We start from the raw sequence: 15,163 nt of genomic DNA on the forward strand, positions 1-15,163 counted from the left end.
GGTTAACCTTCGATTTCCACCAATACATCGCCCGGATTGACCCGGTCGCCCTTGGCCACGTGCAGCGCCTTCACGGTGCCGGCAATCGGTGCTTGGATTTCGGTTTCCATCTTCATTGCTTCGCTGATCAGCACCGCCTGGCCAGCCTTAACTGTGTCGCCGACCTTGACCAGCACATCGACGATATTGCCCGGCATGCTGGTGCTGACATCGCCCGGTGCGCTGGCTTGCTTACGTTTGCCTGAGCTGCCAGCAACAAAGTCGTTCAGCGGCTCGAACACCACCTCTTCCGGCATACCGTCGACGGACAGGTAGAAGTGCCGCTTGCCGTCGCTCTTCACCCCGACGCCGGTGATATCCACGCGGTAGCTTTCACCGTGCACATCCACCACAAACTCGGTCGGCACGCCTTCGCCACCGGCCGCCGCTACGCCACCGGCTTCCGGGATCGGCAGCAGCACTTCGGGGACAAGGGTGCCAGCGGCGCGTTCTTCGAGGAATTTGCGGCCGATGTCCGGGAACATGGCGTAGGTCAGCACGTCCTCTTCGCACGAAGCCAGCGCGCCGATTTCACCGCGCAACTTGGCCAGCTCCGGAGGAATCAGGTCGGCCGGACGCACTTCGATCACTTCTTCGCTGCCAATCGCCTGCTTGCGCAACTGCTCGTTGACCTTGCCCGGTGCCTGGCCATAACGGCCTTGCAGGTAGAGCTTGACCTCGTTGGTGATGGTCTTGTAGCGCTCACCGGCGAGCACGTTGAAGAACGCCTGGGTACCGACGATCTGCGAGGTCGGCGTGACCAGCGGCGGAAAGCCGAGGTCTTCACGCACCCGCGGAATCTCCGCCAGCACTTCGTTCATGCGGTTTAGCGCGCCCTGCTCCTTGAGCTGGTTGGCCAGGTTGGAAATCATCCCGCCGGGCACCTGATTGACCTGCACACGGGTGTCCACGGTGGTGAACTCGCTTTCAAACTGGTGGTACTTCTTGCGCACGGCGTGGAAGTACAGGCCGATTTCCTGGATCAGCGCCAGGTCCAGGCCAGTGTCGTATTCGCTGCCCTTGAGCGCGGCAACCATCGACTCGGTGCCCGGATGGCTGGTGCCCCAGGCGAAGCTGGAGATGGCCGTGTCGATATGGTCGGCACCGGCCTCGATAGCTTTGAGCTGGCACATCGAGCCGAGACCAGCAGTGTCGTGGCTGTGGATAAACACCGGCAGGTCGACTTCTGCCTTCAACGCCCGCACCAGATCGGCGGTGGCGTATGGGGTCAGCAGGCCGGCCATATCCTTGATCGCGATGGAGTCGATGCCCATGGCCTGCATGGCCTTGGCCTGCTTCACAAAGGCCGCGACGGTGTGCACTGGGCTGGTGGTGTAGGCAATAGTGCCCTGGGCATGTTTGCCGGCAGCCTTCACCGCCTCGATGGACACACGCAGATTACGCACGTCATTCATCGCATCGAAGATACGGAACACATCGATACCGTTGACGGCGGCCTTGGCCACGAAAGCCTTGACTACGTCATCGCTGTAATGGCGATAGCCGAGCAGGTTCTGCCCACGCAGAAGCATCTGCAGACGGGTATTCGGCAAACCTGCTTTCAGCTTGCGCAGGCGCTCCCACGGGTCTTCCTTGAGAAAGCGCACGCAGGCATCGAAGGTCGCGCCGCCCCAGACTTCCAGCGACCAGTAACCAACCTGATCAAGCTTGGCGCAAATCGGCAGCATGTCGTCCAGACGCATGCGCGTGGCGATGATCGACTGGTGAGCATCGCGCAGGATGGTATCGGTGACGGTAATCTTTTTGTTCATGTTGTGATTCCTTCCCCTACAGGCCGGCGTGGGCAGCAATGGCGGTGGCGATGGCAATGGCCAGGTGCGACGGGTTGCGTTTGATCGAGTACTCGGTCAGCTCCGGGTGTGCCTCAACGAAGCTGGTGTTGAACTGGCCGCTACGGAATTCCGGGTTACGCAGGATTTCCTGGTAATAGGCGGCGGTGGTTTTCACCCCTTGCACGCGCATGTCATCCAGGGCGCGTAGACCACGGGCCAGCGCCTCTTCCCAGGTCAGCGCCCAGACGATCAGCTTCAGGCACATGGAGTCGTAGTACGGCGGAATGGTGTAACCGGTGTAGATCGCCGTATCGGTGCGCACGCCAGGGCCGCCGGGGGCGTAGTAACGGGTGATCTTGCCGAACGAGGGCAGAAAGTTGTTCTTCGGGTCTTCGGCGTTGATCCGAAACTGCAAAGCGAAACCACGGTGGATGATGTCTTCCTGCTTGACCGACAGTTCCAGGCCGGAGGCGATGCGGATCTGCTCGCGGACGATATCAATCCCGGTGATTTCCTCGGTGATGGTGTGCTCCACCTGCACCCGGGTGTTCATCTCCATGAAGTACACCTCGCCTTCCGCGAGCAGGAACTCCACGGTGCCGGCGTTCTCGTAGCCCACCGCTTTGGCCGCGCGCACGGCGAGGTCGCCGATATAGGCGCGCTGCTCAGGGGTTAGCTGGGGGCTTGGGGCTATTTCGATGAGCTTCTGGTTACGCCGCTGGATCGAGCAATCGCGCTCGAATAGATGCACCACGTTGCCGAAGCTGTCACCGAGGATCTGCGCCTCGATGTGCTTGGGGTTGACGATGCATTTTTCCAGGAACACTTCTGCCGAACCAAAGGCCTTGGTGGCTTCAGAAATCACTCGGGGGAACGCTTGTTCGAGTTCTTCACGGCTGTTGCAACGGCGAATACCGCGACCGCCACCACCGGAGGTAGCCTTGAGCATCACCGGGTAACCAATACGGTCGCCTTCAAGCAGCGCTTCGGCGATATCCGCCACGTTGCCTTCGGTGCCGGGGGTAACCGGCACGCCAGCCTTGATCATGCTGCGCCGCGCTTCGGTCTTGTCGCCCATACGGCGGATCACTTCGGCGCTAGGACCGATAAACTTGATCCCGCGCTCGGCGCAGATTTCCGCCAACTCGGCGTTTTCCGACAGAAAGCCATAGCCGGGATGCAGCGCGTCACAGCCGGTTTCCACCGCCAGATTGACCAGCTTGCGCGGGTTCAGGTAGCCAGCCAGCGGGTCATCACCAATCCCGTGAGCCTCGTCAGCACGCTTCACGTGCAAGGCCTGACGGTCGGCATCGGAATAAACCGCCACTGAGCGAATGCCCATTTCGGCACAAGCCCGCACGATACGTACGGCAATTTCACCGCGGTTGGCTATCAGAATTTTCTTGATCACGAGCCAGCTTCCTCGATCACGTGAGCAGGCAACCGGCAACAGCGGTCGACGTATGACCGCAGCAGCAATTGCGGTCAGGCGGCCACGCTACGCCGGCTTGGCGATTAACCAAAATCAATATTTATTGGGTTTAGCATTAGTTAAAACTTATAGTTAGCCAGAATAGGCAACGCTGCAGAGGTAAAAACGTGCGTAAGTCATTGATGCGTATGACACTTCGTCAACTTCAGGTATTTCGTGCGGTCTGCACCAATCTCTCCTACAGCCGCGCCGCCGAAGAAATGGCCCTGACTCAACCCGCCGTCAGCCTGCAAATTCGCCAGCTAGAGGAGCTGATCGGCCAGCCGCTGTTCGACTATGTCGGCAAAAAGCTCTACCTGACCGAAGCGGCGGAAACCCTGCAACGCGCCAGCGCGGACATCTTCGGCAGACTGGAGAGCCTCGACATGCAGCTGGCTGACCTGCAGGGCTCACTGCAAGGGCAACTAAGCCTGGCGATTGAATCCAGCGCCAAGTACTTCGTCCCCCACCTGTTTGCCGCTTTTCGCCGCGAGTACCCAGAAGTTAACTTACAACTGGTGGTCACCAACCACACCCAGGCACTCAAGCGCCTCAATGCCAACCGCGATGACCTACTGATCATGTCGCGCGTACCCACGGACATGAACCTGGAGTTTCTGCCATTCCTCAACAACCCGATCATCGCCGTGGCACCGACCGATCACCCGCTGTGCCAGCAAGGGCAATTGAGCCTGCAAGACCTCACCGCCTTCCCACTATTGATTCGCGAAGCGGGCTCAGGCACACGCCTGGCCTGCGAGGAATATTGCCACCAGAAGCGCGCGCACTTCGCCCAAACGCTGGAAGTTGGCTCGATGGAAAGCCAATGCGAGGGCGTATTAGCAGGTCTTGGCCTGGCCCTGCTGCCACGCCACGCAGTGCGCCGCGAACTGGCCTGCGGCGCACTGCGCGAGCTACCGGTGAGCGAGCTACCACTACTGCGCAGCTGGTGCCTGGTACACCCACGCGGCAAATACCTGTCACCCGTCGCTCAGGCGTTTTTTGCCTTCGTGCGCGATCAACGCAGCCTGATCAACGCTGTGGCTGAGCGCTTTGCCGAGTCAGAACCTGCTTCCCAGCCAGGTAATTAGCGGCAATCAGCTCCGGATAATCGGCCAATTGCTGCTGCAACTGGCGCTGCTCGGAATAACTCTCAATGGCGCGGCGGTACTCCATGCGGCGCTGGTCAATCAACTTGCGCCGCGCTTTAGCATCCGTGTTTTCGTAAGACTGCGGTTTATCCAGATAGCCAGACATAGGGGGTAACTCCCAAGCTGAATAAGGGAGTACCAGCATCGACTCGGGATATGACGCTTTGATGGCCAGACGATTGCCTGACGATGAAATCAGCAGCGCAGTGCCTTAGCTTGGATCGGCGCAGCACATAACGAAAGCAAGACTGATCATTGCAGGGCATGGCGAGTACCTGCATCCATCACAGAGATAAAAGCCAGTTATCTGGCTGGGAAAGCCGTGATAAGCCGAAAGCACCACCGAGAGTCGCGTGCTGCCAACCCAAGCAGGCTGGCTTTATGAACTACAGCGACACGCTCCAGGTAAGAGCCACCCAAATATCTGGGTCCTGACCTTCGGTGGTGGTATTGGCAATAAGGCTAAGACGACTGCTTGAATACGCGAGCTCTGCACCCAGTGACATATGCATCCAGGTGCGATCATCACTACCGCCGTCCACATCAAACGGAATACCCCTGACCAGACCGGAGGCAGCAGGCGCTGTATTGTTGAACCGGTGAACGCCCTCGGCACCCGCGACCAGAGCTAAGGCAGGCGTTATCACATGGCGGGCATTCATGCCCAGTCGCAACTCGGTAACCTCCTGCCTGCTGCTGTCAAAATGTGCAGGAGTAGGCCCAGAATCCTCGCTGTAGCTGCCCACACTAGTCTGGATCCAAGAAACATCCACATAGGGCGTGAAGTCGGTTGCCAGTGCACGCAGCGCATTTTCCCAGTCCAACCGAGCGCGCAGCGCCCAAGTATCGGTATTGGCATCACCACTGGAACTATCAAAAGATAACCCGCTGCTGTAACCGCGCACTACCGAGGCATCTGCACGGTTGTAATACGCAGTAGCAGTGGCCCATAGATTTGGCGAAACGCCCTGCAGCGGTGCAATTAGCTCGACGAGCCCGTATTGACCATCGAGTTTCTGCTTGCCGTCGTAAACAGTGTTTTGCCTGCTCCATGACTTGCCAATAGCCACGCCAATCTGAGCGCGCGACTCACCAAGTACCTGGCACCCGCCCACCTCCGCCAGACCAATTGAACCGTTATTACCGCCAAGGCTAGAGCCGCCCCAGTCGCCAGCGACCCAAGCGCAATTGTTTTTACCAGGCGCGGCGCGCATATCCAGTGGATGACCATGATTGCCGTGCAGCACCAAAGCGGCCGTATTGGTGGCCGCAACAGAAACCTGCGACTGACTGCTAAGGCTCTGGTGATAGGACGCTAAATTGAATACAGGTATAGCCAGTGACAGATGAAGGGTGGCTTCTTTCTGAATGTTGTAATCAGCAAGCGTGCGTCCTTCTTCAAGTTCCTTGCCGGCGAACACCAAGCGCTGTTGATCAGGCGGAATACCTTCCTTTTCCGTAATCTTGGATTTAACGTTTTCGATAGTGTCGTTTGCTTCAACTTCAAGCCCGATGGTTTTACCGGTCACGGTTTTGACAAATATCTGCATGGCCAACGCATCAGCGCTGAGACACAGAGAGAACAACAGTAAAAACGAGCACAGATACTGACGACGGAAGCGCGGCAAAAGAAAGGCACTGAAAAACTGCATGAATGATCCTTGTTGTAGCTCAGTACAAAGCAGAACGACTTGAGAGTAAAAACTACAATAACGACGCCAAGGCCAGCTAAAGACCTCAATCTTCCTGCGCTTTCACCGATTTTGGCGACAAGCGCAGGCTACGCAGACTGCGCTTAACGCTTTTGAGGTGATTGACCAGGCTAGGACCCCGAGCCATCGCCACGCCCATGGCGAGCACGTCGATCACCACCAGGTGGGCGATGCGCGAGGTTAACGGGGTGTAGATTTCGGTGTCTTCCTGCACATCAATGGCCAGGTTGACGGTAGCCAGATCAGCCAGAGGTGTTTGGCTGGGGCACAGGGCGATCAAGGTTGCGCCAGCTTCGCGCACCAGATTCGCGGTAATCAGCAGATCCTTGGAACGCCCGGACTGCGAAATGCAAATAGCCACATCGGTAGGCTTCAGCGTCACGGCACTCATGGCCTGCATATGCGGGTCAGAATAAGCTGCCGCAGTAAGCAACAAACGGAAGAATTTGTGCTGGGCATCCGCCGCCACTGCACCGGACGCGCCAAAGCCATAAAACTCCACACGCTGCGCATTGGCGATAGCCGCAATGGCCTTTTGCAGGGCCTGGGTGTCGAGCTTTTCGCGCACGTCGATCAAGGTATGCAGGGTGGTGTCGAAGATCTTCAGACTGAAGTCGGCGACCGAGTCATCTTCATGAATGGCGAACTGGCCAAAACTGGCCCCGGCAGCCAGGCTCTGCGCCAGCTTGAGCTTGAGGTCCTGAAAACCCGTGCAACCAATTGCCCGGCAGAAACGCACGATGGTCGGCTCGCTAATGCCAACGCTGTGCGCCAGTTCGGCCATGGAACTGTGCATGACCGATGCAGGATCAAGCAGCACGTGGTCGGCCACCTTCAATTCGGATTTGCGTAACAAGGAGCGCGATTGGGCAATGTGCTGCAACAGATTCACGGATTTAGGCTCGACATTTGGCTAACGAATCCATCAAGCACGCCGCATAGGAGTCACGACTCGGTTATGATCGGCGCACGACGGGTTGTAGTGGTCTTGTAGTTATACTACATGGCCGCCTCTCCCGCACGGCTAAACCGAGTCGGAGTTCCCACCTTGAGCATTCCCTGCGACATGCTGGTGTTTGGCGGCACCGGCGATCTGGCCCTGCATAAGCTGCTGCCAGCGCTCTACCATCTACATCGTGCGGGTCGGCTACACGACGATACGCGCATTCTTGCCCTGGCCCGCAGCGCCAACAGCCGCGACGCCTACCAAGCCCTGGCTGAACGCCACTGCCGTGCTCAAGTGGCGCGCAGCGACTTCGACAATGCCACTTGGGCCAGCTTTGCCGCACGTCTCGATTACTTCGCCATGGACGCCAGCCAGAGCGCCGACTTCGGCCGCCTGGGCAAGCGCCTGGGGCAAGACCACGAGCGCGTGCGCATCTATTACTTGGCCACTGCGCCAGACCTGTTCGAAGACATCGCCTCACACTTGAAGATCGCCAACCTGGCAGGCCCCAAAGCACGCATCGTGCTGGAAAAGCCGATTGGCCACTCGCTGGAGTCGGCTCAAGCAATCAATGCCGCCATTGGCGCCGTGTTCGATGAGTCGCGGGTGTTCCGTATCGATCACTACCTGGGCAAGGAGACGGTGCAGAACCTCATGGCGCTGCGCTTCGCCAACGCCCTGTTCGAGCCGGTATGGCGTGCCGGGCACATCGACCACGTGCAAATCAGCGTGTGCGAAACCCTCGGCGTGGAAAACCGTGGTGCTTATTACGAGAAAGCCGGGGCCATGCGCGACATGATCCAGAACCACCTGCTGCAGTTGCTCTGCCTGGTGGCGATGGAAGCGCCGGTGCGCTTCGATGCCGAATCGGTGCGCAACGAGAAGGTAAAAATCCTCGAAGCACTCAAGCCCATCAACGGCCTGGATGTGCAGGATAAAACCGTGCGCGGCCAGTACACCGCCGGCAAGATCGGCGGCCAGGAAGTACCGGCCTACTACTTTGAAAAGAATGTAGATAACGACAGCGACACCGAAACCTTTGTCGCGGTGCAGGCTGAGATCGACAACTGGCGCTGGGCCGGCGTGCCGTTCTACCTGCGCACCGGCAAACGCCTGGGGCACAAGACTTCGGAAATTCTGATTCAGTTCAAGCCGGTGCCGCACCAGCTGTTCGACGGCAGCGAGGCCAATCGTTTGTTGATTCGTCTACAGCCAGAAGAGCGCATCAGCCTACAACTAATGGGCAAGAGCCCCGGCAAAGGCATGCATTTACAGCCGGTAGAGCTTGATCTCAACCTGGCCAATGCCTTTCACAAACAACGGCGCTGGGACGCCTACGAGCGCCTGTTGCTTGATGTGGTCGAGGGCGATTCAACACTGTTTATGCGCCGCGACGAAGTTGAAGCGGCCTGGAGCTGGGTCGACCCGATCATCAAAGGCTGGCACCAGCACTATCAAAGCCCGCGCCCGTACCCGGCCGGCAGCGACGGCCCGGAGCAAGCCAGCAACCTGCTCGAACGCCATGAGCGGCAGTGGATGGAAAGTTAGGGGCTGCTCCAGCTTCGTTCGTGAGCCGCGAACGCAACGGGAGCAGATCCTACGCCGGCTGCTCTGCAAAAAGCCGCAACACGGCTTCCGGCAATTGCTCGCGCAACGCCTCACCGCTAATCAGCAGGAGCATCGGCAGGAGCTGACGCAGTGTTGCCGGCTGTAACCCCGCACAAACATCCGCCTGGCGCACCAATGACAGGCCACTGAGCACCTGCGCAGACACTGCTACGTTGCCGTCTATCCGCGCCGCCTCAGTGAGCTTGCGCAAGTAGCCAGTGGAGAAACTGCGCAAACTCTCGCTGATCAATGGCATATCCACGATATAGCGGGCGATCTGCAATACATGGTCAACATCATTAATGCCGTAGATCAGCACCTTGATCTGCTTGGGTGCCAGGCACTCGGCATAACGCGCGGCCGTGGCAAACGCGCCATCGGCGCAGAGCTGGCGCGCCACCTCCAAGTGCAAACTGTCCGGCAAGCTCAGGTAGGTGTCGAGGATCAAACGCGGGTCGAGATGGGTGACCACCGCTGCCACAAATTCGATAGGCATCGCCATAATCAACTCACGCAACTGGCCAGGCGGCATGTGCGGGGCCAACAACGCGGCTTTCTCAGCACCCAACTGTTGGATCAGCCCCAACTTGACTGCCAACGGGGCCATGGCCTGGGACGCCAACAGTAGACGTAGGCCAACACTCAGGTTTGCGGGTTTGGGCATACGCACCTCTATTCAATCCGGACAGGTCATCAGGATTGCCCGCCAGATGGGCAAAGGCAGCCATCTTTGCTCCGGTTACACGCGCGCCAAGCTCCCTACGCCAAGCTGACGGCGAAACGGATGGGAATAGAAGAAACACCAGCGTTGCGCGGTAATGCCAAGTAAGACTGCACACAGAAACAGCGATAAGCATCACCACGCGCTTTATGCTGCGGTTACCACCGCCCTGGCGCTGCGCCAGAAATGCAACAGCACGATAGGCAGCGCCAGCACGCCCAGCACGCCGGCGCTGATAAACAGCCCGGCAAAGCCCAACTGCTCGGCCAGCCAGCCACTGGTGGCACCCACTAAACCAGCCAAAAGCAACTGCACGCTGGCCTGCAGGGTAAAGTCAGCACCCTCATGCTCGGGCCGACACTGGCGCATCATCACCGCGAACAACGCCACCGTGGACATACCATCGGCGGCCTGCTCAAACAACGCCACGCCATACACCAAACCGCTATCAGCGCCGGCATTCACCAGCAAGGCCATGCCCGCAATGCCACCGGCCTGCAACAGACCAAACAGCAACAGCGCCCGCAGTGCGCCGATGCGCGCATACAGCAGGCCGCCGAGAAACGCCCCCGCAATGCCGACCAGACTGCTGATCAACGTCAGTTGGCCCAACTCGGCATTGCTCCAGCCCTGATCAACCAACATCGGCTTGATCATCGGCGAGCCCAGCGCGTCACCCAGCTTAAAACTCACTAGCACCGCCAGCCACAGCAGCATGCCCGGCTGCATCAGCAAGCCACGGTAATGCCGTAGCAGCAGCCCCGGCCCGGCCGACTCCGCCAGCGCCGGTTGAAACGGTAGCTCGCGGCGCTCGTTAAAGCGCCAGATCGGCAGCGTCATCAGCACCAGCAGCACAGCCACCAGCGCAAGGCTCAGGTGCCAGCCCAGGCTATCCATCGCCAACAACAGGCCGCTGCCACTGACCAACATACCGACCTTATAACCACCCACCTGCAAGCTATTGCCCAACCCACGCCAACGCTCCGGCAACAAGCGCACGGCTAGCCCATCGGTGGCGATGTCTTGGGTCGCAGCGGCAAGGTTAACCAGCAACAACAGAGCAATCAGCAGCAAAAAATGGCTGTCGAATAAACGCTCGGGATTGAGCAATGCCAAGGCGGCAATCACCCCAGTAATGCCCATCTGCAACGGCAAAATCCAGCCACGGTGATGACCCAAACGCGCTGAAGCCAAGCGATCAACCCACGGTGCCCAAAGCACCTTGAGCAGCCAGGGCAACGCCAACAACTTGAGCAAGCCGATCAACGCCAGATCGACACCGTGCTGACGCAGCAACACCGGCAGCGAATGAGCCAACAACCCGGAAGGTAAACCCTGCGCGCAATACAGCGAGGCCAGGAGGATCAGCGTGGCATTAGTTGGGCGGGGATCTGACGGCAACATCTGTGATCTCGTGGCGAATACGCGGCGACAGTAACGAGTAGCAAAGCCGTATTACAAGTGCGCCTTGAAACACTCTCGCAATGCCAGCGGTGGTAGGTGTTCACACATGAATCCATATAGCCAAGACATTACGCACCACCTTGGCAAAAGCCTTCCATTTATTGACGCCATTGAATTGCCATCACCACTGTGATGAAATCGCGCCCCTTCGCAGAGTCGCGATAGAAAGACCGATGCTTCATGGACGAACATTTGAGCCCCAGGCTCAATCTGCTTTGCCCTGGAGTGCCCGCCACGCTTCAGGAGCGCCATTCTTGCCCACCGCCCTGCATACCCGATGCTCGAAAACATTTCGCAGCACGGCTCTGGCCATCGCCATTAGCTTAGGCACCAGCAGCTGCGCCACGGTTGATAACTTCGCCAAGAACAACAGTAGCAACATCAACTGCATGGCTGGCGGCGCAGCGGGTGCCGTTGCCGGCGCGGCCTTAGCAGTGCTGACCAAACAAAACGACAAAGTCATTATTGGCAGTGCGGTAGCCGGTGCCGCCGCCGGTTGTGGCATGGCGTTGCTCTACAAAAACCGCCTGAACAAGCTGGAACAACTAGCACGCGAAGAAAACCTCAAGATGCAGCTAGAAACCCTGCAGACTTCAGGTAGCACGTCAAGCGCAGCCCCCGAAGACGCCGGCATAGTTGCGCAGATCGAAGACCAAGGCATGTTCCCGGTGGGCAGCGCCACACTCAGCGACGATGGTCGACGCCAGGTACGCAAGCTGGCCAGTGCATTTGCCACGCAACCCGACCAGCCTAGCAACTCGGCAATTTTGGTGGTCGGTCATACCGACGCAACTGGCAGCGCGCAAGGCAACCAACAACTCTCTGAGCGCCGCGCTCGCGCGGTCGCCAGTATTCTGGCCGAGCAGGGCATCGCTCGCGAACGTATGTATTTCCAAGGTGCCGGAGCGTCCAGGCCCATCGCCGACAACAGCGACAGCCTGCAGCGTGGTAAAAATCGGCGCGTAGAGATAGTCGAGGTCAACGACCGCAGCACCCTGGTCAAACGGGTCAATGCCGAGCAGAACAACCCCAAATATTTGGCTCACGGCACGTCCACCACAGTCGCCACGGTTACGCCGAGCAAACCCACAGCGACCACCAAGACCTCCGGCACTAAAACCCCTGCCAGTAAATCCACAAAACCCGCGCACACTGGCAAGGTGATCGATTTTGCCGGGCAACCCGCCACTGCCAGCAGTTGGACGCTGGGCCAGGCTATCACCCCGAAAAGTGGCGGCTTCACCCTGATTAGCAAGGCCAACGCAGCCGACATCCCGATGAGCAGCTGCGAGAGCGATAAGCCGCGCCAGAGTGGCGAAGTCTTTAACCTGGCAAGCGGCCAAGCCCTGCAAACCCGCGCCACGACCGATTACCTACCCGGCTACAACAACCGCGTATGGGCACAAACGGTCAATGGCCACCTGGTGATGATTTCCCCAGTGTCCATCCTCCGCGATGCCGCCACAGTGGATCGCCAACCCTTCGTGGAAGTGGTGCAGGACTACGCGGCCGGCAACCGCAAAGCACAGGTCAAGGCCAAAGCCATCGCCAACACCTACGAAGGCGAAGACCGCGTGCTCTATCGCGTGTTTATAACCGACCCACAAGAGCCCGTGTCCTGCATGGACGTGGTGTTCAGCAAAGGTAACTCGCAGGCAACAGACGGCATGTTGTTCTATCCGAAAAGTAATGGCGAAGCCTACAGCGCCCGGTTTATTCCGGTTCGAACCTAATACAAGGAATTCAAAATGGAAGACTTCAGCTTCAATGCGCTGATGGCCTTAGCCTGGGCCAACAAATTGCTTACCGGCGCGGTGATCTCCACCCTGCTCTCGGCAATCCTTATCAAGGTTTACTGGGACAAAGTTGGCTATTTTCTGATGCGCGTATGGCACGGCATTCCGCTGATTGGCACTGTCTCGCGCCTGGCCAGCGGCAGCACCAGTACCGATCACAAGAAATGGCTGCTCAGCGAAGCCTCGCTGTGCAACAACTACTACGACTACTACCAAGATGTTGGGGAAAAAAGCTCCGACTACTACAACAAATGCGAGTCCTACCTGGACACCATCGGTGAAGGCGACCGCCGCGAACGGCCGATCTGGGTCCTGGTGCTGATCTTTCTGCTGATCCTCTTTGAGGCAGTGGGCTTCGCCTATGTACTGGTGCCCTTTATCAACCAGAACCTGTCATCCAATGACCAGGCCTACCTGGGCTGGATGGCTGCGTTCCTCCTGTCGATTATCTCTGCTGGCTTTGCCGAAGCCGCAGGGCGAGCCATCCACCACAACTCGCTGGTCAACAAGGCCCGCCACTGGTGGGAAGGCGACCAGGATGAGAACAAGGTCACCCCGCTGAAACAGGTGCAGCCAGGTGTGCGCATCAAAGAAACCGAGAAAGATGAAGGCGGCAAAGATTACAACCGGATTCTGGCGCGTATCGTTACCAATCAAACCGTAACCCCACGGCATGGCTGGATCGTCGGCTGCGCCCTAGTGGTCGTGATCATGGCCTGTGCGGCGTTCGGTATCCGCGCCTATCAGCTCAAAAGCATCGAAACCGAAATGGTTGGCAACCCGAGCGTGTTTGCCGAGCAAAGCTACGAAAGCAGCGCAAGCCCGTTCGAACTGCCTGCGGACTCCGCCGCGGTAAATCAGGAAGCCACCAACAGCACCCTGACCGACAAAATGGACGCCATTCGTAGCGCCTCGCTGATCACCTTTGTGGTGCTCTCGGTCATCTACGTCGCCATCCAGGCAGTCAGTGTTTGGCTGGCATCGATCTTCGGTTTTGCCGGGGTCGAATCGAAAAAAGCCTGGGAATACACGCACAAATTCAACAATGCCGTTGAGCTTGAACGCTGGATGGAAAACCAACGCGGCAAGATCGCCGCGCATGCCGATCACAAGCTGCGCATGCTGCAAATGAAGCTGTCCAAACGCACCACCACCGACAGCACCGTACAAACAGCCCTCAAAGGCGCCCATGGCCGCGACTTCAATGCTTATGTGCTGCGCATGCAGGAAGAAGCCGGCACCCACCGCTCGCAGCCACAGCCAAGCATGCCGAGTGCAGTGCAAACGGCCCCGAGCAGCCCAGCCGCGCCAGCACAAACCACGCCTGCTGCAGTAGCCGCTACGCCTGAACCGGCAATGCCCGAAGTACTGGCCGAAAGCCCCGCGCCAGCAGCCGTAGCCGCACCAGTTACAGCGGACCACAACGTACTGCGCAACAAGGACCTCACCGCCTATAACGACGAGCAGCTGGGCACCATCTGCCGCGCCAAAGGCTACGACCTGGATGCCGTCCTAGCGATTCGCGCCGAACAACAACTGTTGAAAGACTTTGAAGAGGTCTAAATGAAGCTCAAGGCCCTTTATGCCTTGCTGCTGTGCCTGCCTGCCCTCGGGCAGGCAGCCGAGCGCAACGACATCCCTGACTGCTACGGCTATGCCAAGGTCAACGAACACCGCCAGGCCGGCTCTGGACGCGAACTGACGGTGATCGTAGACCAAACCATCCCCATGCCAGAAAGCATCCAGAAAGCCGCGTGGGGGCAGATCAATCGGTTTGTCGCCCCTGGCGATAAGATTCGTCTTTATAGTTTTTCGGCTTTTTTGCCAAACCAGTTCATGCAGCTGCGTTTCGCCGGTGAGTTGAATAAGCCGCTTGAGGGCAAAGTGCGTGACAGCGTTGGCATGCAATCACTGCGCACATTCGACAAATGCGTGGTGGAGCAACAGGCTTTTTTTCGCAAAAAATTCGGCCAAGCCTTCGTCACTACCTTGCGCGAAGCATCGGAAGATATTCCCCGCAGCGAGATCTTCCACTCGCTACGCGACATAGGCGCTGACCTGGCCCGCCAACCGGCCGATGACCGCGTGATCCTGCTGATCTCTGACATGTTAGAGAACAGCGACTTCGGCAGTTTTTACGCCAACAATCGCATCCGCGACCTGCAGCCGCAGGCCGAACTGCAGCGGGTTGGAGATAAGCAGCTGTTTGCCGACCTGCAAGGTGCTCGGGTGTACGTGGCTGGCGCCGGCCTGGTCACCAAAGACGTCAAGCAGGCCTACCGCTCAGGCAAAACCATGGAGTTGTTGCAAAGCTTTTGGAAAGGCTACTTCGAAGGCTCTAACGCAAGCCTGGCGGCATTTGGTTCGCCAAGCCTGAATGTCGACTTGAACTAACCGCTAAAGCCCCACACGCACATCGCCAAGATGTATGGCCGCGACCTAATTCAGCAGGCATATAAACA

The 15,163-nt window shown here is 58.4% G+C and carries 12 protein-coding genes; 5 read left to right on the plus strand and 7 right to left on the minus strand.

Going from position 1 to position 15,163, the window contains the following annotated elements:
• Nucleotides 1-2 precede the first annotated feature (2 nt).
• Both oadA and VCA57_RS02965 read right to left on the minus strand, forming a co-directional pair.
• Complete coding sequence (oadA, locus tag VCA57_RS02960) at nucleotides 3-1,811, minus strand: sodium-extruding oxaloacetate decarboxylase subunit alpha (protein ID WP_411183469.1); 1,809 nt, start codon at nucleotides 1,809-1,811, stop codon at nucleotides 3-5.
• Nucleotides 1,812-1,827: 16 nt separating this feature from the next.
• Nucleotides 1,828-3,243, minus strand: coding sequence for an acetyl-CoA carboxylase biotin carboxylase subunit (locus VCA57_RS02965; RefSeq protein ID WP_411183470.1), 1,416 nt, complete (start codon nucleotides 3,241-3,243; stop codon nucleotides 1,828-1,830).
• Nucleotides 3,244-3,431: 188 nt separating this feature from the next.
• On the opposite strand from VCA57_RS02965, the gene VCA57_RS02970 reads away from it, so the two are divergent.
• On the plus strand, nucleotides 3,432-4,394 hold the full coding sequence (locus tag VCA57_RS02970) for a LysR family transcriptional regulator (protein WP_411183471.1): 963 nt from the start codon (nucleotides 3,432-3,434) through the stop codon (nucleotides 4,392-4,394).
• Here VCA57_RS02970 and VCA57_RS02975 read toward each other — a convergent pair.
• The 3 genes from VCA57_RS02975 to hexR form a co-directional block, all read right to left on the minus strand.
• Nucleotides 4,336-4,560 (minus strand): PA3496 family putative envelope integrity protein, encoded by a 225-nt coding sequence (locus VCA57_RS02975; protein WP_411183472.1) that lies wholly within the window; start codon nucleotides 4,558-4,560, stop codon nucleotides 4,336-4,338. The two genes, VCA57_RS02970 and VCA57_RS02975, sit on opposite strands and share 59 nt — an antisense overlap.
• A 280-nt stretch (nucleotides 4,561-4,840) precedes the next feature.
• The gene (locus VCA57_RS02980; RefSeq protein ID WP_411183473.1) at nucleotides 4,841-6,106 is read right to left on the minus strand and encodes a ubiquitin-like protein; all 1,266 of its coding nucleotides are present in this window, start codon (nucleotides 6,104-6,106) and stop codon (nucleotides 4,841-4,843) included.
• Between the two features lie 85 nt (nucleotides 6,107-6,191).
• Nucleotides 6,192-7,058, minus strand: a complete 867-nt coding sequence (gene hexR / locus VCA57_RS02985; protein ID WP_411183474.1) for a transcriptional regulator HexR — start codon at nucleotides 7,056-7,058, stop codon at nucleotides 6,192-6,194.
• Between the two features lie 111 nt (nucleotides 7,059-7,169).
• Between hexR and zwf the strand changes: the two genes are divergently transcribed.
• Complete coding sequence (zwf, locus tag VCA57_RS02990; protein ID WP_411183475.1) at nucleotides 7,170-8,660, plus strand: glucose-6-phosphate dehydrogenase; 1,491 nt, start codon at nucleotides 7,170-7,172, stop codon at nucleotides 8,658-8,660.
• A 49-nt stretch (nucleotides 8,661-8,709) separates the two neighbouring features.
• Here the strand turns inward: zwf and VCA57_RS02995 are convergent, their stop codons facing one another.
• Both VCA57_RS02995 and VCA57_RS03000 read right to left on the minus strand, forming a co-directional pair.
• Nucleotides 8,710-9,384 carry a hypothetical protein gene (locus VCA57_RS02995; RefSeq protein WP_411183476.1) on the minus strand — a complete coding sequence of 225 codons (675 nt, stop codon included), beginning with the start codon at nucleotides 9,382-9,384 and terminating at the stop codon, nucleotides 8,710-8,712.
• 204 nt (nucleotides 9,385-9,588) lie between these two features.
• Nucleotides 9,589-10,845 (minus strand): MFS transporter, encoded by a 1,257-nt coding sequence (locus VCA57_RS03000; RefSeq protein WP_411183477.1) that lies wholly within the window; start codon nucleotides 10,843-10,845, stop codon nucleotides 9,589-9,591.
• A gap of 314 nt (nucleotides 10,846-11,159) precedes the next feature.
• Between VCA57_RS03000 and VCA57_RS03005 the strand changes: the two genes are divergently transcribed.
• Genes VCA57_RS03005 through VCA57_RS03015 form a run of 3 tightly spaced genes read left to right on the plus strand, consistent with a single transcriptional unit; the run spans nucleotide 11,160 to nucleotide 15,095 of the window.
• Nucleotides 11,160-12,638 carry an OmpA family protein gene (locus tag VCA57_RS03005; RefSeq protein ID WP_411183478.1) on the plus strand — a complete coding sequence of 493 codons (1,479 nt, stop codon included), beginning with the start codon at nucleotides 11,160-11,162 and terminating at the stop codon, nucleotides 12,636-12,638.
• A gap of 15 nt (nucleotides 12,639-12,653) precedes the next feature.
• Nucleotides 12,654-14,264: a hypothetical protein gene (locus VCA57_RS03010; RefSeq protein ID WP_411183479.1), complete on the plus strand. Its 1,611-nt coding sequence runs from the start codon at nucleotides 12,654-12,656 to the stop codon at nucleotides 14,262-14,264.
• On the plus strand, nucleotides 14,265-15,095 hold the full coding sequence (locus VCA57_RS03015) for a hypothetical protein (RefSeq protein ID WP_411183480.1): 831 nt from the start codon (nucleotides 14,265-14,267) through the stop codon (nucleotides 15,093-15,095).
• Nucleotides 15,096-15,163: the final 68 nt, after the last annotated feature.

The organism is Pseudomonas sp., from assembly GCF_046581935.1.
GTDB lineage: Bacteria > Pseudomonadota > Gammaproteobacteria > Pseudomonadales > Pseudomonadaceae > Aquipseudomonas.

Coding starts and splice junctions, on each gene's coding strand:
- VCA57_RS03000 (WP_411183477.1), bottom strand. CDS start 10,845: ATGTTGCCGTCAGATCCCCGCCCAACTAATGCCACGCTGATCCTCCTG.
- zwf (WP_411183475.1), top strand. CDS start 7,170: ATGGCCGCCTCTCCCGCACGGCTAAACCGAGTCGGAGTTCCCACCTTG.
- VCA57_RS02975 (WP_411183472.1), bottom strand. CDS start 4,560: ATGTCTGGCTATCTGGATAAACCGCAGTCTTACGAAAACACGGATGCT.
- VCA57_RS03010 (WP_411183479.1), top strand. CDS start 12,654: ATGGAAGACTTCAGCTTCAATGCGCTGATGGCCTTAGCCTGGGCCAAC.
- VCA57_RS03015 (WP_411183480.1), top strand. CDS start 14,265: ATGAAGCTCAAGGCCCTTTATGCCTTGCTGCTGTGCCTGCCTGCCCTC.
- VCA57_RS02980 (WP_411183473.1), bottom strand. CDS start 6,106: ATGCAGTTTTTCAGTGCCTTTCTTTTGCCGCGCTTCCGTCGTCAGTAT.
- VCA57_RS02995 (WP_411183476.1), bottom strand. CDS start 9,384: ATGCCCAAACCCGCAAACCTGAGTGTTGGCCTACGTCTACTGTTGGCG.
- oadA (WP_411183469.1), bottom strand. CDS start 1,811: ATGAACAAAAAGATTACCGTCACCGATACCATCCTGCGCGATGCTCAC.